The sequence below is a fragment of the Prauserella aidingensis genome (assembly GCF_024171865.1).
GTDB classification, from domain to species: domain Bacteria; phylum Actinomycetota; class Actinomycetes; order Mycobacteriales; family Pseudonocardiaceae; genus Prauserella; species Prauserella aidingensis.
The window spans coordinates 114,752-133,952 of the sequence record NZ_JAMTCN010000002.1; the positions used below are offsets into that span (position 1 = coordinate 114,752).

A 19,201-nucleotide genomic window follows, 5' to 3' on the forward strand; every position below is an offset into this window, starting at 1 on the left:
TGACTGGAGGTGCGATGACCGGCGCGAACGCGCACCCGGCGTACGAGACACCGCGGGAGGTGACGGCGGCGGCGACCGTGGTGCTCGAGGACAACCCGTCGACCATGACGCTCGAGGGCACCAACACCTGGATCCTGCGGGAACCGGGCGCGGCGGCGTCGGTGGTCGTCGACCCCGGGTATCTCGACACGGCCCACCTGGAGCGCGTCGAGGCGGCCGCAGGCCCGGTCGAACTGATCGTCCTGACCCATCACCACCCCGACCACTCCGACGGCGCGCCCTGGCTGGCGGAGCGGACCGGCGCGCCGGTGCAGGCGTTCGACCCGGGGCTGTGCCTCGACGGCGATCCGCTGGGTGACGGCGACCTCGTGCGCGCGGGCGGACTGGAGCTGAGGGTCCTGCACACGCCGGGCCACTGCGCCGACTCCGTGTCGCTGCGGTTCGACCACGACGACGTGGTCCACGTGCTGACGGGCGACACCGTCCTCGGCCGCGGCACGACGGTCGTCGAGCACATCGGCGACTACCTGCGTACGCTCGACCGGCTCGCCGAACTGCCCGCCGGATCGCTGGGCCTGACCGGGCACGGTCCTGAGCGCGACGACCTGTCCGCGACCGTCGACGAGTACCGCAGGCACCGCCGGCAGCGCCTCGACGAGATCCGGGGCGCGCTCGAGGTGCTGGGCGGGGAGGCGACCCCGCGGCAGATCGTCGAGCACGTCTACGCCGACGTCGACCGTGCCCTGTGGCCCGCCGCGGAGAGCAGTGTGACCGCCCAACTCGAATACCTGCGCAGCTGACCGGCCGACGCCGATGCCCCCAAGGGCACTGTGGTTGCACTCAACGCAACCAAGGTGCCCCTGGGGGCGACACCGCGACACCGCGACACGGCGTCACCGCGACACCGCGCAGGCGCCCGCGGTCAGGCAGTCAGGACGGAGGCGGGTTCCGGCTGCGGCGCGTGGGGGCGGACCGTCCCCCGGAGGAGTGCCACGACCGCGGCCAGCGTCATCGCCACGGCACCGGCCGTCAGGAACGCGGCCGACGGACTCGCGTGCTCGACGACGTAACCGCTCACGGACTGGCCGCAGGCGATCCCGAGCGTCACGGACGTGAGGACCCACGAGAACGCCTCGGCCGCCGTGTCGCGCGGTGCGGTGAGCTCGATCGTCGTCGAGTGCGTGGTCGACTGCGGCGTGATCATCGCGCCCGCCGCGAACATCGCCAACGCCAGGCCCCACATCGACGACGGCCACGCCATGACCGCCACGAGCGCCCCGAACAGGCCGAGCAGGACGGGCAATCGCGTCGGCAGCGTCCTCGGCCACGGCCGGAGGCTGTAGGCCACGCCGAACGCCACCGAGCTCACCGACCACAGCGACAGCAGCACTCCGCCGAGAGAGACGCTGCCGGCCCGCTCCGCCGCCGCGGGTACCGCGACCTCGACGAAGCCGATCACGATGCCGAAGCCCAGCGCCGCGAGCGCCAGCGTGCGCATGCCCGGGCTCGCCAGCGCCCCGAGCAGCGACGAGCCCGCCTGCGGGTTCGGCCCCCACTCCCGCACCGCGGGGCTCAGTGCGAACAGCGCCGCGCCCGTCGCCATGCACGCGCCACCGAGGACCAGGCCGGTGCCGGGCCACGGCAGTGCGATCAGCACGCCCGCCAGCCCGGGCCCGAGGATGAAGAACACCTCCATGCTGATCGCCTCGTAGGAGAACGCCGCGTCGCGTGTCGGTCCCTCGGGCAGGAGCCGTCCCCACAGGGCGCGCGAGGCGGAGCCCGTCGCCGGTTCGCACAGCCCGATCGCGGCGGAGCAGCCGACGAGTACCGGCACTGCCGCACCCGCCTCGATGACGACGATCAGCGAGGTCAACGCCGCGACGAACAGTCCGGTGACCACCAGAAGTGGGCGTGTCGGCCCGAACCGGTCGATGATCCGGCCCTGGACGACCGATCCGGCGGCCACGCCGACGAGCGCCGCGGCCGACACCAGTCCGGCCGCGGCGAACGATCCGGTCTCGTGCTGCACGTACAGCAACGCCGAGATGCCGATCATGGCGATCGGCAGGCGGGCGAGTACGGAAGCCACGAGTGGCCTGCGGGAACGCGGCGTGCGCAGCACCGCGCGGTAGTCGGCGAGGGAGGTGCGGCCGTGGGACTCGGGTGGCGCCGACTGAGGTGGCTCGGACTGGGACATGACCGCTATTATGGCACGTGCGTACCAGTCCGTTTTCTGGACCGGATCAACCGGCGACCCTGTGTATCGAGGTGCATACCCACCCCTCTTTCGGGTATCCGGGTCTCAGTTGGGTAACAGAACAGCGTTATCGGGCATCTTTCAGCCCGCCTGAGCGTCCTTGAGGGTGAAGACCCTTGAAGAGCGGGGTGGGTTCCGTGCGATTCTGAATAAGTCAGCGAGTCTCGCGTCATGAGACTCGGCAGCGCGAGTCCCACCCGTGAACAAGCTGAAGACGACTCACGTGACCGGGTACTAAGCGCCATGCTTCACCGAGCACAGTGCTTCGACCGCGGTGACGGGGACCACGGGAGGCACGCACGGCGTGTCGGAGTGGACGTCGGACGCTCGATCAACTACATAGTCGGTTTCCTCGCTTCGCAGCGGGTACCCCGTAATCGAGGGGCATTCGGTGACACCGAGCCTCGGTTACGTGACCACACGCTGCTGGAGGCGAACACAGTCTCCCTCCGGGATTCGGGTCGGGGCCTTTCAACCGGAGGGCGGGGAGCGTGGGCTGTCGGGGGATGGTCCACGCACAGGCAAAGGGCCGGTGCGCCACGTCGGGGGTGGCGCCCGGCCCTTTGTCATGTCTTGTTGCGGTCGCGCTCGGCGATACGACTCCGAACGGTTCTGCCGCTGCGACGGCGACTTGCCCGGTTCGGCAGGCGGCGATCCGCGCGTCCCGCGGTGCGGCCCAGGAGGGTCCGCACCTGCCCGGGATGCCGGATCCCGGATGTCGCGCCTGTCTCCGCGTGCGCCGTCGGAGTCGCCGACCGGTCATACGGGAATTATGGGACGCCACCCGGGTAGAGGTGTCGAACCCGCAGGTCAGCGGGCGCGTCGCGCGAGTCGCTCGGGGTCGAGGATCAGCACGCTCTTGCCTTCGAGCCGCAGCCAGCCGCGGTGTGCGAAGTCGGCGAGCGCCTTGTTCACGGTCTCGCGGGAGGCGCCGACGAACTGGGCGATCTCCTCCTGCGTCAGGTCGTGCGTGACGCGCAGCAGGCCTGCCTCCTGGCTGCCGAACCGCTGGGCCAGCTGCAGCAGCGCGCGGGCGACACGGCCGGGAACGTCGGTGAAGATCAGTTCCGCGACCATGTTGTTCGTGCGCCGCAGTCTGCGGGCGACCACGCGGAGCAGCTGCTCGGCGATCTCGGGACGCGTGGAGATCCACTGCCGCAGGGCGGCGCGGTCCATCGTCACGGTGCTGACCTCGGTCACGGTCGTCGCCGTCGAGGTACGCGGTCCCGGATCGAAGATCGACAGCTCGCCGAACATGTCCGACGGGCCCATGATCTGGAAGAGGTTCTCCCGGCCGTCGGCCGACTTGCGGCCGATCTTCACCTTGCCCGACTTGATGATGTAGAGCTTGTCGCCGGGTTCGCCCTCGTTGAAGATCACGTGGCCACGCGGAAAGTCCACGGTCTCCAGGGTCTGCGCGAGCGCTTCGGCCGCAGCCGGCTCCACGCCCTGGAATATGCCCGCCCTGGCCAGGGTCTCGTCCACCTCGTGCCTCCTTTGAGAAGCGACCATCGCACCCGGGGGACGGGAGCGTGGCGCCGGTCACTACGTGCAGTGTAGGGCGTGCCCTCGAGATCGCTTCCCGGCTCGCCGATCCGCCGTAGCGACACCCCGTCCCGGGTGACGTACACGGCAATCACCCGGCGCTGGGCGCTGCCTGACACAGCTCGTCGAGACCGTACGCGGACGATCTCCGACCCGAAAGTTTAACCCTGGCGTAACGGTGGCGGGCGACCGCCTCCGGTCGGGTGATGATCCGTCACCGCGGGTGTTACGTCGACTACCGCCAGGTCACGCTGTGCGCGCCGGTCTGGGCCTGATGGGTGAGCCGTCGGTGCCGCTGCGTGAGGATGCCCGCGTCGCCCGGTGAGGTGACGTCAGCCTGCGCCGCGCTCGCCGGTTCCGTCGCGGTCCTGCGACTCTGCAGGCCGGGTCGTGGGTTCCGGCACCGAGGATGCCGACGACGCCGGCGTCCGGGTCTGTGCCGACTGCGGTTCGGGCGCGGGACGGCGGGTCTTTCCGAAGCGGCCGCCGGAGCGACCGCCGAACCGCCTGCGCCGGAACAGTTCGAGGGCCCTGCCGATGCCGTGCCCGTACAGCGCCCTGACCTCTTCGGGTTTGGCCTGCTCGAGGAACTCCTCGACGTCCTCGCCGCGCACGGACACGTGGCGCAGTCGGGTCTCGACGCGTTCCATGCCGAGTGCGAACAGCATGACCGCCAGTGGGACCGCGATGACGAACCAGACGGTCATTTCTCTCCATATCCGGCGATCTGGGGCACCGCCGCGCTCGAGGGTAGTGAAGCGTGTGCCCGTCCTGTCGGAGGTCGCACGTAGGCTAACGATGTGTCGTCAGCGGTTCCTGAGCACCCCCGGGAGGGGACTCCCCGAAAGAGTGTTGTCCGGTCGCGGCCGCTTACCGAGGAGAGTCGGCTGGCATTGGTGCGGCGGGCGCGACGTATGAAGCGTTGCCTGGACGAGGCGTATCCAAACGCCGAGTGCGAGCTCGACTTCTCCACGCCGCTCGAGCTGCTCGTGGCCGTCATCCTGTCGGCCCAGTGCACCGACGTGCGGGTCAACCGGACCACGCCCGCCCTGTTCGCGCGCTACCGCACGGCCGCCGACTACGCGGGTGCCGACCGGACCGAGCTTGAGGAGTACATCCGGCCGACCGGCTTCTACCGCAACAAGGCGACGTCGCTGCTCAAGCTCGGTGCCGCGCTGCTCGAACGGCACGACGGCGAGGTGCCGGACACGCTCGACGACCTCGTGAAGCTGCCCGGGGTGGGCAGGAAGACGGCGAACGTCATCCTCGGCGAGGCGTTCGGACTGCCGGGTATCACCGTGGACACGCACTTCGGCAGGCTCGTACGCAGGTGGGGCTGGACGGCCGAGCAGGATCCGGTCAAGGTCGAGTTCGCGGTCGGTGAGCTGTTCCCGCGGAAGGACTGGACGATGCTCTCGCAGCGCGTGATCTGGCACGGCAGGCGGATCTGCCACGCCCGCAAACCCGCGTGCGGCGCGTGTCCGCTGGCGCGCGACTGCCCGGCGTTCGGCGAGGGCCCGACCGACTTCGACGAGGCCGCGGAGCTGGTCAAGGGCGACGAACGGGACCACCTGCTGGCCATGGTGTCGCAGCGGTGACCGCCACGGCGCGCTGGGCGTTGGTGGCGGGTGTGCTGCTGGTCGCCGCACTGGTGGCGGTCGTGCCGATGGTGAACTCCGAGGACCGGCCCGCCCGGGGTGAGGACGTCGGCCCCGCCCGGGCGGCCGCACAGCTCCAGCCCTGTCGTCCCGGATCCGCCGCACCCGCCCGCGAACTGCGGGGCGTCGAGGTCGAGTGCCTGGCCGACGGATCCCGCGTCGACGCCGGAGAGCTCGTCGCCGCAGGGGACCGGCCGACACTGGTCAACATCTGGGCCACGTGGTGCGAGCCGTGCCGGGAGGAGCTGCCGTTGCTCGACGACTACGCCGCCGAACCGGGCGCGGCACGGGTGGTCACCGTGCAGGTGGAGAGCGAAAGGCGGGAAGGTCTCGAACTGCTGGCGGAACTCGACGTCGACCTGCCGGGTGTGTTCGACGGCGACGGCCCGTCCGGACCGATCAGGGAGGCGCTGTCGGTGCCGCGTGCGCTGCCGGCGTCGTATCTCGTCACGCCCGACGGGGACGTCGAGCTCGTCCGGCAGCCGCGGCTGTTCACCTCCGTGGACCAGATCCGGGAGGTCGTGCGCTCGGGAGGCGGCCGGTGACGTGCGAGACGACGGGTCCGCTGGTCGACCCCGCGGATGTGCCCGGCTGGCTGGCGGGACTCGTCGAGGCGAGCGACGGAGCCGACGCCGAGGCGTTCACGCGCCTGACCGTCCCCGACGGGGAGCAGCCGCGGGCGGCGTCGGTGCTGGTGTTGTTCGGGGAGCAGCCCGCCCACGGTCCGGACGTGCTGTTGCTGCGGCGTGCCGACACGCTCGGGTCGCATGCCGGGCAGGTGGCGTTCCCCGGCGGTGGTGCCGAGGACGGCGACGACGGCCCGATCGGCACGGCGCTGCGTGAGGCGGAGGAGGAGACGGGCGTCGAGGTCTCCGGGATCCGGCCGGTGGCCGTGCTGCCGAGGTTGTACATCCCGGTGTCGCGGTTCGCGGTGACGCCGGTGCTCGCCCACTGGGCCGAACCGTCACCGGTGCACGCCGTCGACCCCGGCGAGACCGCCGCGGTGGCGCGCGTACCGCTGTCCGAACTGGCCGACCCCGGAAACCGGTTCATGGTCCGCAAACCCGGCGGGGGCTGGAAGGGCCCGGCCTTCACCGTCGGTGAGCTGTTCGTGTGGGGCTTCACCGCGGGCGTGCTGACCGCACTACTGCGGCTCGGCGGCTGGGAACGGCCATGGGATCACACGGACGTGCGAGACCTTGACGTAGCGTGGGCGCGGCACATGGAGCGTGAAACGGGCCGGGAGTGACGGTGAACTGGGTCGACCTGCTGGTGATCGCACTGGCGCTGCTCGCGGCCGTGTCGGGTGCGCGCCAGGGAATGCTCGTCGCGCTGCCCGCGTTTATCGGCGTCATGGCGGGCGCACTGCTCGGGATCGAGCTGGCGCCGTGGCTCGTGGACTCGTTCGACGAGCCGGCCGCACGGGTGGCGATCGCGGTCGGCACTGTCGTGTTCCTCGTCGCGCTCGGCGAGACCCTGGGCGTGCTCGCGGGAAGTCAGCTCAAATACCGCATCCGGTCCCCGAAGCTGTCCAGCGTGGACAGCACACTCGGTGCGATCGTGCAGGGCCTCGTGGTGTTCGTCGTGGCATGGCTGATCGCGCTTCCGCTCACCAGCGTGGCGGCGATGCCGGGGCTCGCACGTGCGCTCAACCAGTCGTCGGTGCTGGGCGGCGTGAACGACGTGATGCCCGACGCGGCGCAGGGGCTGCCTGCCGACCTGCGGGACCTGCTCGACGCCTCCGGGTTTCCGTCCATTATGGATCCGTTCCAGCAGGCGCCGGTGCGGGAGATCTCGCCGCCGGACGACGACCTGCCCGAGGGTTCCGTCGTGCGCGAGGTGCAGCCGAGCGTGCTGAAGATCCGCGGTGTCGCCAGGTCGTGCTCCCGTTCGCTCGAGGGCAGCGGATTCGTCGTCGCCCCGCAACGCGTGATGACGAACGCCCACGTCGTCGCCGGTACCGACCAGGTGGCCGTCGAGACGCCCCAGGGGCGCGAGCCCGCGACCGTGGTGCATTTCGACCCGAACACCGACCTCGCGGTGCTGGCCGTGCCCGGACTCACGACACGCCCGCTGGACCTGCGGGAGGAGCCCGCGGTCACGGGCGACCCCGCGATCGCGCTCGGTTACCCGCTCGACGGGCCGTACACGGCCTCCTCGCTGCGGGTGCGGGAGCGGATCAACCTGCGCGGCCCGGACATCTACGACGCCAACACCGTCCAGCGCGACGTGTTCACCGTCCGAGGGCAGGTGCGCAGCGGCAACTCGGGCGGGCCGATGATCGACCCGGACGGCGACGTCGTCGGTGTCGTGTTCGGCGCGTCGGTCGAGGACCCCGACACCGGGTTCGTGCTCACCGCCGACGAGGTGCGCGACGAGTACGAACAGGCGTCGACGTACGGCTCGGAGGTCGGCACCGGCCCGTGCACGTCTTGAGGCGGCTCGGGCGGTGCCGTGCCGGGGCGGGTGGCGTGCTCAGGCGGTGACGAGGTCGCGGCGGCGGAACGCGGCGGCCCCTGCGCCCACCAGCAGGGCACCGACGGCCGTCAGGATCCCCACGGCGCCCCAGGAGATCTCCTCGGCCGGATGCTGGCCGACGTGCTGGAAGGGTGAGGTGTCCAGCACCGCCTGGTCGAACTCCAGCATCTCGCCGAACAGGCTCAGCACCGTGCCGTACACGAACACGATCCACACCAGGCCGAGGAGCCTCGGCGCGAGTCCGTAGAGGGCGACGGCCAGCCCGAGGAGGAGCCACGCGGCGGCCACGTGCACCGCGTTCCCGAGCGCGACCGGGCCGAACAGCTCCCAGTCGCCGGTGCCGAGTGCTGCGCCGAACCCCTGACCGAGGCCGGCGAGCAGCAGCAGCCACAGGGCGCCGACCGCGGTGACGGCGGTCCACGAGCCCAGCCAGGACGTCCGGCTCACGGCCGTGGCGAGGACCGGCTCGGCGCGCACGCCCTGTTCCTCGCCCCGCAACGACTGCACCGACAGCACCACGTACACGGCGACGATCAGGGCGAAGTAGATGCCCATGAAACCCAGGTAGCCCTCGAGGAGCCCCTCGGCGCCACCCATGATGGCGACGATGTCCTCCGGCATGTCCGCCGCGCCCTCCTGCATGGGCTGGGCGAAGGCACCGAAGGTGACGCCGGCGAGCACCATCGCCACCGACCAGCCGATGAGCGACGGACGCTGAAGTCGGTAGGCCAGCGCGAGCGTGCTGCGCAGCCACGCGGCCGCACGTGCCGAGCCGCGCCGGTCGGGCAGGACGCCCGCGGCGAGGTCCCGCCGGGTCTGGAGGGCGTAGCCGACCGCGGCACCGGCGCAGGCGACTGCGACCGACAACAGCAGCGGCCACCAGCGGTCCAGCGTGAACGGCGCGGTCTGCTGCGACCACCCCAGCGGCGAGAGCCAGGACAACCAGCCGAGGCCGCCGTCCTGGGTGGTCGACATGTCGCCGATTCCACGGACGACGAATGCCGCCCCGAGCACCGCACCGGCGATGCCCGACCCGGCTCGCGAGAAGGCCGAGAGCTGCGTGGTGATCGCCGCGACACCGGCGAAGGCCAGCCCCGCCGCGCCGATGCCGGCGCCCATGAGCAGCGACGGCCCCGCATCGGGCGGCGGCTCGATCGTCGAGCCCAGCGTGACCAGGCCGGTCAGTCCGGCGACCAGCAGGTTCATCACCGTCGCCAGGATCAGCGCCGCGGTGAGCTGGGCGTGCCGCCCGAGCACGTTCGCGCGGACCAGCTCGGCCCGCCCGGTCTGTTCCTCGACCCGGGTGTGCCGGGACAGGGTCGTGATGGACATGAAGGCGGCGCCCAGCATCAGGTACAGGGCGTAGAAGCCCGCGACGAGCCGGGCGACGGTGATGTCGTCGAAGCCGTAACCGGGTCCGCCGATCAGCGCCATCACGGGGTTCGCGGCCATCGTGGCCATCCCGGCCAGGCTCTCGGCGTCCATGACGGCGCCGATCGCGTTGGCGAAGTAGGCCCACAGCACCGTCAACCCCAGCACCCAGGCCGGCAGGCGCACGCGGTCGCGGCGCACCATGAACCGCAACAGGGTCCCGGTACCGGTGAGCGCGCCGCGCTGGCGGGAGGTGGTCTCCTGCGGCGCCGCACCGCCGGGCCGTTCGGTGGTGGTCGTCATGACGCCACCTCGTTCCTGCCGGCGCGGAGCTTGCCTGCGCGGCGCTTACCGGAGCCGTTGGTCCCGGAACCGTCGTCGTGGTTGCCGTTGCTGCCGGCGCTGCCCAGTTCGTCGCCGTAATGCCGGAGCAGCAGTTGCTCCAACGTCGGCGGCGTGGCGGTCAGGGCCTGCACGTCGTGGGAAGCCAGGTCGCGCATGATCGCCGGCAGGTGCTCGGCATCGACCTCGAACCGCATCTGCCGGCCCTCGGCGTGCAGGTCGTGCACGCCCTGCCGACGAGCGAGCTCGGTGAGGGGCTTGTCGGTCGACACGGTGACGGTCGTCCGGGACAGGTGCCGCAGGTCCTGCAACGTGCCGGACTCGACGACCGTGCCCTTGCGAATGATGGAGATCCGGTCGGCGAGGATCTCGACCTGGGCCAGGATGTGACTGGACAGCAGCACCGTGACACCGGCGTCCTTGGCCTCGCGGACGCACTCCTGGAAGACGACCTCCATCAGCGGGTCGAGACCCGCGGTGGGCTCGTCGAGCAGCAGCAGGTCGACGTCGGAGGCCAGCGCCGAGATCAGCGCGACCTTCTGCCGATTACCCTTGGAGTAGGTCCGGCCCTTCTTGCGCGGGTCGAGGTCGAAGCGCTCGACGAGCTCGTCGCGTTTGGCGGCGTCCACCCCGCCCCGCAGCCGGGCGAACAGGTCCATGGCCTCCCCGCCGGTGAGGTTGGGCCACAGCTCCACATCGCCGGGCACGTAGGCCAGCCGGCGGTGCAGGGCGACGGCGTCGCGCCACGGGTCGCCGCCGAGCATGCGTACCGTCCCGGCGTCGTGGCGCAGGATCCCCAGCAGGATCCGCATCGTGGTGGACTTCCCGGCGCCGTTCGGTCCCAGGAAGCCGTGGACCTCTCCGCGTGCGACCTCGAGGTCGAGGCCGTCGAGGGCGGTGACCTTCCCGTAGTTCTTGGTGACGCCGGAGATGTCGATGGCAGGGGACTCGCCCCTGGCGGATTCGGTGGACGACATGGTCGACCCTCTTTCTGCCGTGGAGTCTCGTGGTGTTCGCGATGTCGTTCGCGTGGTCTGCAGGTGTGCGCCGGCTGTCCGCGGGTCAGGCGGTGTCGGGTGTGGTGTCCGGTCCGGCGGGCGGATCGGCCGGGGGGTCGCTGTCGCTGAGTGGTTCGGTGCGGTCGGACACGTAGGCGTCGAGCAGGGTGCTGTCGGTCAGCAGGCCGTGGGTGTAGAGCTCGAGGGCGGGCGGCATCAGCTCGTGGGTCGTCTGCCGCCAGAAGTCCGCGTCGAGCTCGCCGAGCTCCTTGTCCGCCATCAGGACGGACTGGAGCATCCAGCCGAGCGAGATCGAGAAGGTGAGCTTGACGCGGGCCCGCTCGTCCCGACTGGGCCGCATCACTCCGGTGCGGACCCCTTCGGCCATCCAGCGCTCGGCCTCGCCGTACATGTCGGTGAGGAGGTTCCGTGCCGCATCACCGCCGTTCATGAGGCTGCGCACCACGTAGCGGATGAGCGGCTGGAACTCGTCGACCATCGCCATCTGCGTCAGGAACGTGGCGCGCAGATCGGCCGAGCGCATGGCCTCGGTCTTGTACTTCCGGGTCACGTCCACGACGTGTTCGTCGCAGGCGCGGCGCAGTTCCTCCTTGGAGTCGAAGTGCTTGAGGATCGCCGGTGCGCTCACCCCGACGTCGGCCGCGATTGCGCGCAGTGAGGCGTCGAAGCCGTCCTGCCCGAAGCGGTTGACGGCGGCCTCGAGGATGCGGGTCCGGGTGTCCGGAACGTCTGCGGGTGAACGCATGTAAACCACGGTAAACGCGTGTAAACCAGACGCGCAAGTGGGGGCGCGAGACGGACGGTCCGCCCAGCTCACAAGGGTGCTCAGTGCAGGGTCCCGCCCGCGGGTGCGGGTTCGCCGGAGATCGGGCCGGTCAGCCGTCGGAGCGGACGCCGCGGAGGAACGTCGCCAGGATCGCCGAGGTCTCGCCGGGTGCTTCGAGGTGCGGGAAGTGGCCCACGGCGGGCAGCGTCACGAACTCGGAGTGCGGCCCGCGCCACGGCGTCGAATCGCGGGCCGTGGCGGGCAGGATGCACGGGTCGTCCTCGCCGTGCAGCTGGAGCACGGGCATCGTGACGCGGGTGTCGACGTCGCGCCGGAACCGTCTGCCGTCGCTGCGGAACTGCGAGCGCACGGCCCAGCGGTAGTACTCGAGCGCGCTGTGGGCGACACCCGGTATGCGCATCGCGTGCCGGAGCGTGGCGGTGGTCTCGGCGAAGTCGTCGGTGCCGCGCCACGCCTCGCCTGCCCACGACGCGAGCAGCTCGCCGGTGTAGGCGGCGTCGTCGGCGACGAGCCGTTTCTCCGGCGCCATGGGCACCTGGAACCGGAGCACGTGTCGTGACGCACGGGCCTGGGCGCCCCGGCGTCCGACGGGCAGTGTCGCGGCGGCATGTCGCAGCGCCAGCGGATGTGCACCGCCCAGCACGCCGACGGACCGCACGACACGCGGCCGGATCGCCGCGGCCGACCAGGCGAGCAGCCCGCCCCAGGAATGGCCGACGACGTGTGCCGAGCGGAGGCCGAGCGCGCGAATCAGTCCCGCGACGTCTCCCGCGGCCGTCCACGCGTCGTAGCCGCGCGGCGGCTTGTCCGAGTCCCCGTATCCGCGGAGGTCGACGGCCACCACGCGGAATCCGGCGTCGGCGAGGTCGCGCAGCTGGTGATGCCACGTCCACCACAGCCCTGCGAACCCGTGCAGCAGCAACACGGGCTCGCCCTCACCGGCCTCCGCGACGTGCAGCAGAATGCCGTTGGCGGACACGTCGCGATGCGTCCACGGGCCGGGATACCGGACGGTCGACGGGTCGGGCGGGAGCACTTCCGGGCTGTGGTGACGCGAGGGATCAGGACCGCGGCAGCGGCCGGCCCGCGGTCGCGGGCGTCCCGTCGGCGGCCTCGCCCGACTTCTGCTGCGGCTTCAGCGCCGCCGCCGACTCCTTGATGCTGTCGATCGACCGCTGCGGCGCGCGGACCTTCTTGAACTTCCGGTAGCCGAGGAATCCGCAGACGCCGGCGAACACCAGCATCAGCAGGAACACGATGCCGAAGGCGGCCCAGCGCTGGAGCCACTCCGACAGCAGCTCGCCGAGGAAGAAAAAGAAGAAGAACGAGCTGTAGAGCGCGACCACCGCGGCGATGATGAAGAAGACGCTGCCCTTGGTGGCCTTCTTGACCTCGCCGACAGTCTCGGCCTTCGCCAGCTCCAGTTCGGCGCGGAACAGCGTCGACATGTGCTGTGTCGCGTCCTTGACCAGCGATCCGATCGACGCGCCTTCGGCGGAGTCGGCCGTGGAGTCCTCCGACAACGGGAGGTAGGGCACCCAGTCCCCGGCATCCCGGTTGTCGCCGTCGTTGAGTTCATGCTTCGGGCTGCTCACGCGCCTCATCGTGCCATGCGGACGGGGTCACGGTCGCGAAGGGCGCAGGGCGATGTCGATGTTGTGTGAAGTTGTCGTCCGAACGGGTCGCCCGCAGGTCGGATCGGAAATCCGCCGAATGGGTGAGAGCTGACGGCGACAGCTATCACGATCGGTAGCAAGTGGGGAGTATTGTTGAGTACTGGCCGGTAATCCGGGACAGAGTCGTCAAAGTACGCAAGATCGGACAGTATTCAACATGTCGGGCAACGCCACTGAAGCCGCCGGCGCGGGATCCGCGGGCGACGGCAACGAGAAGACCTTCTTCGGGCACCCTCGAGGGCTCGCCAACCTCTTCGGCGTCGAGATGTGGGAGCGCTTCTCGTTCTACGGGATGCTCGGCATCCTGCCGCTCTACCTCTACTTCTCGGCCGCCGAGGGCGGTCTGGAGATGGACAGAGGCACCGCGCTCGGCATCGTCGGTGCGTACGGCGGTCTTGTCTACCTGTCGACGATCATCGCCGCGTGGATCGCCGACCGCCTCCTCGCACCCGAACGGACCCTGTTCTACAGCGCCGTCCTCATCATGATCGGCCACCTCGGCCTCGCGGTGCTGCCCGGTTACCTCGGTGTCGGCGTCGGCCTCCTCTGCGTCGCGCTCGGCAGCGGCGGTGTCAAGGCGAATGCCACCGCCGTGCTGGGCACCCTGTACAGGGAGGGCGACCAGCGGCGCGACGCCGGCTTCACGATCTTCTACATGGGCGTCAACCTGGGCGCCTTCGTGGGTACCGCGCTCACCGGCTTCTTCCAGCACACGGTCGGTTTCCACGTCGGGTTCGGCCTCGCCGCGGCGGGTATGGCCCTCGGCCTGGTCCAGTACTCGATCGGCCGCGCCAACCTCGGCGAGGCGTCGCGCGTCGTGCCGAACCCGCTGCCCGTGTCCCGCCGTCCGCTGGTCGCGCTGGTCTTCGCGGCGGTCGTCGCCGTGGCCGTGGTCCTCGTGCTGACGGGCGTGGTGACCGCGGAGAACCTCGGTGACGTCGCGGTGGGTGTCGCCGGTGTCGCGGCCGTCGTGCTGTTCGCGATCCTGTTGACCAGCTCCAAGGTGGACGGTGTCGAGCGCAGGCGCGTGCTGTCGTTCGTCCCGATGTTCGTGGGCAGCGCGGCGTTCTTCGCGCTGTTCCAGCAGCAGTTCACGGTGCTCGAGGTGTACTCGGACGAACGGCTCAACCGCGACCTGTTCGGCTGGGAGATGCCGATCTCGTGGGTGAACCTGATCAACCCGGTGTTCATCCTGCTCCTGGCGCCCGTCTTCGCGACGGTGTGGGCGAAGCTCGGCGACCGGCAGCCGTCGACCCCGATCAAGTTCGCGCTGGGTACCGGCGTGGTCGGTGTCGGGTTCCTGCTGTTCCTGCCGATGGCGGGCGGACACGGCAACACGAGTCCGCTGCTGGCGATCGTGGGCATCCTCGCGGTGGTCACGATGGCGGAGATGTTCCTGTCGCCGGTGGGCCTGTCGCTGTCGACGAAGCTCGCCCCGAAGGCGTTCCCCGCCCGGATGGTGGCCCTGAACTACCTGTCGGTCTCCCTCGGCACGGCGTTGTCCGGCACGCTCGCCGAGTACTACACGCCGGAAACCGAGGCCGCGTACTTCGGCACGGTCGGTGCGGTCGCGGTCGTGATCGGTCTGCTGATCGCGCTGGCCTCGCCGTTCATCCGCAAGCTCATGTCCGGGGTGCGGTGACGGCACCGCACGAGTCGGCGGAGCCGCGGTGACGCGTCGCGTGCCCTCGGGGCGATTCGGAGGGCCTCTCGGTTCTCCCGACTCGGCGGTTCTCCCGACTCAGCCGGTGGACACGCCGAACAGGGAACCGACGCCGTAGGTGATCGCCATGGTGAGTGCGCCGACGCCGACGTTCCGCACCACGGCGGGCAGTCGGCGCGCTCCGCCGAGGGTGGCGCTCGTCCATCCGGTCAGCACCAGTCCGGCGAGCACGCCGATCGCGCAGGTCGCGACGCGGATCTCGGGCGGCGGCAGCACCATGGCCAGTAGCGGGAGCAGGGCACCGACGACGAACGCTCCCATCGACGCGAGTGCCGCGTGCCACGGGTTCGTCAGGTTGTCCGGATCGATGCGCAGCTCGACGTCGGCGTGGGCGCCGAGCGGGTCCTTCTCGGTGAGCTCGCGGGCGACGCGTGCGGCGAGGTCGGGCGAGAGGCCCTTGTCCTCGTAGATTCCCGCGAGCTGCCGCTCCTCGGAGTCGGGCATCGCCTCCAGCTCCCACTTCTCGGTGCGGAGCAACGCTTTCTCCGTGTCCCGCTGCGTACTGACGGACACGTACTCCCCGCCCGCCATCGACAGCGCGCCCGCGACGAGGGACGCGACGCCCGCGACGACCAGGGCGGACCGGTCGGTCGTCGCTCCGGCGACCCCCACGACCAGGCCCGCCACCGAGACGATGCCGTCGTTGGCGCCGAGTACTGCAGCGCGGAGCCAGTTGGTGCGCCTGCCGACGCCGTCGTCGCGGTGGTTCGTCCGGTCGCCGTCCACACGATCACCCTGGCGTCACCGGCGACGGGTATCAAGGAGGCATGCGCGAGCGGGAGCACACGTACAGGTTGACTCTGCGGTGGACGGGTGACCGTGGCACCGGCACCTCGGGATACCGCGACTTCGGCCGCGAGCACGACGTCGTCGCCGACGGGAAACCGCCGTTGGCGGGGTCGGCCGATCCGTTCTTCCGGGGCGACGCGGACCGGTGGAACCCGGAGGATCTGTTGCTGGCGGCGCTCGCCCAGTGCCACATGCTGTCGTACCTCGCCCAGTGCGCACGGGCGGGCGTCGTGGTCACCGGCTACGCCGACGAGCCGTTCGGCACGATGACGGAGACGCTCGGGGTCGGCGAGTTCAGGTCCGTGTCGCTCCGCCCGGTGGTCACCGTCGCCGACGCCGACATGGTCGAGCGGGCCCGCGAACTCCACGAACCCGCCCACGAGGCGTGCTTCATCGCCCGGTCGGTGAACTTCCCGGTGCGCCACGAGGCCCGCATCGCCGTCGACGGGGCCCGTGGCGGTTCCGCAGGCGACTGATCACCGGCGGGCGGGTCACTGCTCCAGTTCGGCCAGCTGCTTCCTGGCCTCTTCGAGCTGGGCCTCGAGCTCGGCCACGCGGGCCTGTTGCTGCTCCTTCGCGGCGTCGATGACCTCGTCGATCGGCGTGGACAGCTGCTCGTGGAGTTCCTTGGCCGCACGCGACACGGCCGAGGCGGTCACGGCCAGTCCGCGCGTGACCCACTTGCTGCCGTGTTTGAGTTCGGCCTGCCATTCGCCGTCCGCGGTCCCCGTGACGGTGAGTGTCAGCTCGACCGTGCGGGTCTTGCGTGCGTTCGACCCCTTCGCGCGGCCCCGCTTGGGCTTCGCCTCCTCGGTGGACTGACCCTCGTCTCCGGGCCGGGCGGCCTCGTCGGAACCGGCCGACGTCGCATCGGTGTCGGCGTCGGCATCGGCGGAGTTCCGGTCCGAACCGGAGCTGTCCGAACCGGTGTCGTCGCTGCTCACCGGGGTGTCGGTGGTCGGATCGGGGGCGTCGGTGGACGCGCCGGTCACGGCGGTGTCGGTGGCTCCCGTGGTGGCTTCGGTGGTGGCGTCGGCGGTGGCTTCGGCATTCATCGCGGGCAGGTCCCCTCGAAACGTCCGGCAGTGGCGTCCACAGTGTAGAACATTCGTTCGACCTCTTGTCCACCCGGGTGTTCGCGAACCCGGCGAATGGCGTTAACAAAATCCGGAAAAGTGTGCTCCAGATCTCATACCGTCGAGTAGTCCGCCGGCCCGATGTGTCCGAATGGCGATGTGGAGTCTTTTCCGGCACGAACGTCGCCTCGGCCGTCCTGCCTGCGAAGTCGCGGTCCGCACCCCGTGTCCGTAGCTCGATGGAGTGATCCCACGATCGGGCCGTGCCCTGCGAAAACGCCGCATCCTTGCAGCTCGGGGCGCTGTTGAAAATTGGCAACGCATTTGATCGCGCCTTGCGGTGGCGATAACAATGCGAACCGTCGCGTACGCGAACAGTAAACCCCTGTGCACGTAAAACCCGTGTGGCGCGGAACGTTGTGCACGCAGCGGGGTCGTACTGGGGGCTGCGCCGGCGGGTCCGGACTTCGGACGTTCGAGCACGAGGAACGCCCTGGTGCGGGCTTGCGCAAACGGTTGCACATCGCGTGGGCGGCGCACCACTGAACGCTCCACACCTCGCACCTTCGTGTGCCTAGTTGCAGGACGTGATCGATGGAAAGGCGTAACAACGCCGGCTGTTCCGGTCCCGCGGGACCTCAGGCCGGTGTATCCGCCGGGTTCGGAGCCGTGCACCGGAAGCGGTCGCGGTCGCTGGCGGCAGTGGCGAGTGCGGCGGTGTTCGCGCTCGTCGTGACCGCGTGCGGTGGCGGGGACGACTCCGCCTCCGGTGGCGGGCAGGACACCAAACCGGTCGCCGTGACCCAGGAGCAGCTCGCGAAGCTCCCCAAGGCCACGACTTACGGCGACCTCGAACAAGCCCCGGCCGACCCCGCGAAGGGGGACACGTCGGCGAGCGAGAACGGCACCGGAACGGTGCTGCACCCCGAGAAGACCTTGGCGGTGTACGACGAGCCGGGCGGCGAGCCGTTCGCGAAACTGCCGACCAAGCAGATCAAGTCGCCGACGTGGGTTCCGGTCATCGCCGAGAAGGGCGACTGGGCGCAGATCCTGCTGCCCACGCGCCCGAACGGTGCCAGCGGCTGGATCCAGGCCACCGACAAGACGGTCGAAGAGGCCACCAGCGATTTCGCCGTCACGGTGCACCGCGACGACTTCACCCTCGAGATCACCGAGAAGGGTGAGCAGATCGGGGAATGGACCATCGGGGTCGGGAAGGACGAGCACCCGACGCCGACGGGGCGGCAGTACATCATCGCTTCCATCGAGGAGCAGGTGAACGACTACAGCCCCATCGTGCTTCCGCTGAGTTATCACTCGGAGTCGCACGAGACGTTCGGCGGTGGCCCCGGCACCGTCGGAATCCACACGTGGCCGGACAACAGTTTCGTTGGCAAGGCCAACAGCGACGGCTGCATCAGGGTCACGAAGGAGGCCCTGGACGAGCTCGTCAAGCTGCCGCTGGGAACGATCGTCGAGGTCGTCTGACGCCCTCGCCCACGGCAGTGCCCCACCGGTAACGGGCCCCCGCCCGGAAACCCGACCCGAATGCATCACCGGAAAGCGAAAGGTAATTCCTTGTCCAAGAAGAAGACCGCCGCGTTCAGCGCCGGCATCATGTCCGCCGCTCTGGTCGGTGGCGTCATGCTCGCCCCCTCCGCGGTCGCACAGACCCAGGACTCGGCGTTCGGCATCGCCGCCGACGGCCTGGTCAACATCGCCCCGACCCCGTTCGTCGAGGGTGAGGGTTCCGAGGAGGTCGTCGGCACCAACGTGGCGGGCCTGGCCGATGCGACGGTGCTGACCGCCGAGGTGTCCCCGAACTACGCCTACGCCGACGTCGCGAACCTCAGCGTCCTGCCCGGTGGTTCTCCTGTGCCGGGGGTCGGCGCGCCGCTGGTCGCGGCCAACGGAACGATCAGCGCTACCTGTGACAACGGCGAGCTCAGCTCGCAGATCACCGAGCTGACCGTCCTCGGCAACACGATTCCGATCGACAACCTCGCGCCGAACACGACCGTCGTGCCCGAGGCGCTCGAGGGCGTCGCCCAGATCACCCTGAACCAGCAGGAGGGCAACACCGTCACTGCGGTGAGCGTCGAGCTGCTGCAGGGCATTCCGGGCCTCGACGGTATCGCGGGCCAGACGATCGACATCGCCTCGGCCACCTGCACCGCGGCCGACGACGGTGGCGACGACGGTGACAACGGCGGCGGCGACGGCGGCGACAACGGCGGCGACGACGGCGGCAACGGTGGCGACGACGGCGGCAACGGCGGCGGCGACAACGGCGGCGACGACGGTGCCGGTGACGGCGGCGGCGACGAGGCCGACGACGACGGTTCCGCCCCGACCCCGACCCCGCAGCCCGGCCACCTGGACGTGACCGGCTGACGCATTCCCCAGGGGTGCACTGAACGAACGAAAGCTGCCTCCACAGTGGACATCCACTGTGGAGGCCGCTTTCGTGTGCGTACCGG

The 19,201-nt window shown here is 70.3% G+C and carries 18 protein-coding genes and 1 pseudogene; 9 read left to right on the forward strand and 10 right to left on the reverse strand.

Annotation, left to right across the window (positions count from 1 at the left end; genetic code table 11):
* The first annotated feature begins 14 nt into the window (after positions 1–14).
* Entirely contained in the window at positions 15–800 is a 786-nt protein-coding gene (locus LY13_RS02575) for an MBL fold metallo-hydrolase (RefSeq protein ID WP_253826507.1), read from the forward strand.
* A 122-nt stretch (positions 801–922) separates the two neighbouring features.
* Here LY13_RS02575 and LY13_RS02580 read toward each other — a convergent pair whose 3' ends face one another.
* From LY13_RS02580 to LY13_RS02590, 3 genes and pseudogenes are all read right to left on the reverse strand, one after another.
* On the reverse strand, positions 923–2,197 hold the full coding sequence (locus LY13_RS02580) for an MFS transporter (protein ID WP_253826508.1): 1,275 nt from the start codon (positions 2,195–2,197) through the stop codon (positions 923–925).
* 870 nt (positions 2,198–3,067) lie between these two features.
* Positions 3,068–3,742, reverse strand: coding sequence for a Crp/Fnr family transcriptional regulator (locus LY13_RS02585; protein ID WP_183648802.1), 675 nt, complete (start codon positions 3,740–3,742; stop codon positions 3,068–3,070).
* Positions 3,743–4,290: 548 nt separating this feature from the next.
* Positions 4,291–4,509 (reverse strand): annotated as a pseudogene (locus LY13_RS02590) (hypothetical protein); the annotation flags it as partial.
* A 207-nt stretch (positions 4,510–4,716) separates the two neighbouring features.
* Between LY13_RS02590 and nth the strand changes: the two are divergent.
* Genes nth through LY13_RS02610 form a run of 4 tightly spaced genes read left to right on the forward strand, consistent with a single transcriptional unit; the run spans position 4,717 to position 7,896 of the window.
* Positions 4,717–5,400, forward strand: a complete 684-nt coding sequence (nth, locus tag LY13_RS02595; protein WP_253826509.1) for an endonuclease III — start codon at positions 4,717–4,719, stop codon at positions 5,398–5,400.
* Positions 5,397–6,005 carry a TlpA family protein disulfide reductase gene (locus LY13_RS02600; RefSeq protein WP_253826510.1) on the forward strand — a complete coding sequence of 203 codons (609 nt, stop codon included), beginning with the start codon at positions 5,397–5,399 and terminating at the stop codon, positions 6,003–6,005. Before nth ends, LY13_RS02600 begins: the two co-directional genes overlap by 4 nt.
* A complete protein-coding gene (locus LY13_RS02605) occupies positions 6,002–6,709 on the forward strand; it encodes an NUDIX hydrolase (protein WP_253826511.1) in 708 nt (235 codons plus the stop codon). Before LY13_RS02600 ends, LY13_RS02605 begins: the two co-directional genes overlap by 4 nt.
* Positions 6,710–6,711: 2 nt before the next feature.
* Positions 6,712–7,896, forward strand: a complete 1,185-nt coding sequence (locus LY13_RS02610; protein WP_253826512.1) for a MarP family serine protease — start codon at positions 6,712–6,714, stop codon at positions 7,894–7,896.
* A 39-nt stretch (positions 7,897–7,935) separates the two neighbouring features.
* Here the strand turns inward: LY13_RS02610 and LY13_RS02615 are convergent, their stop codons facing one another.
* The 5 genes from LY13_RS02615 to LY13_RS02635 all read right to left on the reverse strand — a co-directional run bounded on the left by LY13_RS02615 (position 7,936) and on the right by LY13_RS02635 (position 13,061).
* Complete coding sequence (locus LY13_RS02615) at positions 7,936–9,612, reverse strand: ABC transporter permease (protein ID WP_253826513.1); 1,677 nt, start codon at positions 9,610–9,612, stop codon at positions 7,936–7,938.
* The gene (locus tag LY13_RS02620; protein ID WP_253826514.1) at positions 9,609–10,628 is read right to left on the reverse strand and encodes an ABC transporter ATP-binding protein; all 1,020 of its coding nucleotides are present in this window, start codon (positions 10,626–10,628) and stop codon (positions 9,609–9,611) included. Before LY13_RS02620 ends, LY13_RS02615 begins: the two co-directional genes overlap by 4 nt.
* An 85-nt stretch (positions 10,629–10,713) precedes the next feature.
* On the reverse strand, positions 10,714–11,415 hold the full coding sequence (locus LY13_RS02625) for a TetR/AcrR family transcriptional regulator (RefSeq protein WP_253826515.1): 702 nt from the start codon (positions 11,413–11,415) through the stop codon (positions 10,714–10,716).
* Between the two features lie 130 nt (positions 11,416–11,545).
* On the reverse strand, positions 11,546–12,493 hold the full coding sequence (locus LY13_RS02630; protein ID WP_253826516.1) for an alpha/beta fold hydrolase: 948 nt from the start codon (positions 12,491–12,493) through the stop codon (positions 11,546–11,548).
* A gap of 25 nt (positions 12,494–12,518) precedes the next feature.
* The gene (locus tag LY13_RS02635) at positions 12,519–13,061 is read right to left on the reverse strand and encodes a phage holin family protein (RefSeq protein ID WP_253826517.1); all 543 of its coding nucleotides are present in this window, start codon (positions 13,059–13,061) and stop codon (positions 12,519–12,521) included.
* Positions 13,062–13,290: 229 nt separating this feature from the next.
* Here LY13_RS02635 and LY13_RS02640 point away from each other — a divergent pair, with 229 nt between their 5' ends.
* Entirely contained in the window at positions 13,291–14,775 is a 1,485-nt protein-coding gene (locus LY13_RS02640) for a peptide MFS transporter (protein WP_301298340.1), read from the forward strand.
* 99 nt (positions 14,776–14,874) lie between these two features.
* On the opposite strand, the gene LY13_RS02645 is transcribed toward LY13_RS02640, so the two are convergent.
* A complete protein-coding gene (locus tag LY13_RS02645; protein ID WP_253826518.1) occupies positions 14,875–15,582 on the reverse strand; it encodes a VIT1/CCC1 transporter family protein in 708 nt (235 codons plus the stop codon).
* A 41-nt stretch (positions 15,583–15,623) separates the two neighbouring features.
* On the opposite strand from LY13_RS02645, the gene LY13_RS02650 reads away from it, so the two are divergent.
* On the forward strand, positions 15,624–16,121 hold the full coding sequence (locus LY13_RS02650) for an OsmC family protein (RefSeq protein ID WP_253826519.1): 498 nt from the start codon (positions 15,624–15,626) through the stop codon (positions 16,119–16,121).
* Positions 16,122–16,136: 15 nt separating this feature from the next.
* Here LY13_RS02650 and LY13_RS02655 read toward each other — a convergent pair whose 3' ends face one another.
* Complete coding sequence (locus LY13_RS02655) at positions 16,137–16,700, reverse strand: DUF6319 family protein (protein WP_301298341.1); 564 nt, start codon at positions 16,698–16,700, stop codon at positions 16,137–16,139.
* 690 nt (positions 16,701–17,390) lie between these two features.
* On the opposite strand from LY13_RS02655, the gene ldt-CoaP reads away from it, so the two are divergent.
* Complete coding sequence (gene ldt-CoaP / locus LY13_RS02660; RefSeq protein WP_504964848.1) at positions 17,391–18,209, forward strand: L,D-transpeptidase, choice-of-anchor protein P-associated; 819 nt, start codon at positions 17,391–17,393, stop codon at positions 18,207–18,209.
* A 90-nt stretch (positions 18,210–18,299) separates the two neighbouring features.
* Positions 18,300–19,115, forward strand: coding sequence for a choice-of-anchor P family protein (locus LY13_RS02665; protein ID WP_253826520.1), 816 nt, complete (start codon positions 18,300–18,302; stop codon positions 19,113–19,115).
* The last annotated feature ends 86 nt before the right edge of the window (positions 19,116–19,201 follow it).

Bases quoted from the DNA above. Each gene is read 5' to 3' on its own strand.
- LY13_RS02625 (WP_253826515.1), bottom strand. From the start codon at position 11,415: ATGCGTTCACCCGCAGACGTTCCGGACACCCGGACCCGCATCCTCGAG.
- LY13_RS02640 (WP_301298340.1), top strand. From the start codon at position 13,291: ATGTCGGGCAACGCCACTGAAGCCGCCGGCGCGGGATCCGCGGGCGAC.
- LY13_RS02615 (WP_253826513.1), bottom strand. From the start codon at position 9,612: ATGACGACCACCACCGAACGGCCCGGCGGTGCGGCGCCGCAGGAGACC.
- LY13_RS02650 (WP_253826519.1), top strand. From the start codon at position 15,624: ATGCGCGAGCGGGAGCACACGTACAGGTTGACTCTGCGGTGGACGGGT.
- LY13_RS02635 (WP_253826517.1), bottom strand. From the start codon at position 13,061: ATGAGGCGCGTGAGCAGCCCGAAGCATGAACTCAACGACGGCGACAAC.
- nth (WP_253826509.1), top strand. From the start codon at position 4,717: ATGAAGCGTTGCCTGGACGAGGCGTATCCAAACGCCGAGTGCGAGCTC.
- LY13_RS02575 (WP_253826507.1), top strand. From the start codon at position 15: ATGACCGGCGCGAACGCGCACCCGGCGTACGAGACACCGCGGGAGGTG.
- LY13_RS02620 (WP_253826514.1), bottom strand. From the start codon at position 10,628: ATGTCGTCCACCGAATCCGCCAGGGGCGAGTCCCCTGCCATCGACATC.
- LY13_RS02580 (WP_253826508.1), bottom strand. From the start codon at position 2,197: ATGTCCCAGTCCGAGCCACCTCAGTCGGCGCCACCCGAGTCCCACGGC.
- LY13_RS02655 (WP_301298341.1), bottom strand. From the start codon at position 16,700: ATGAATGCCGAAGCCACCGCCGACGCCACCACCGAAGCCACCACGGGA.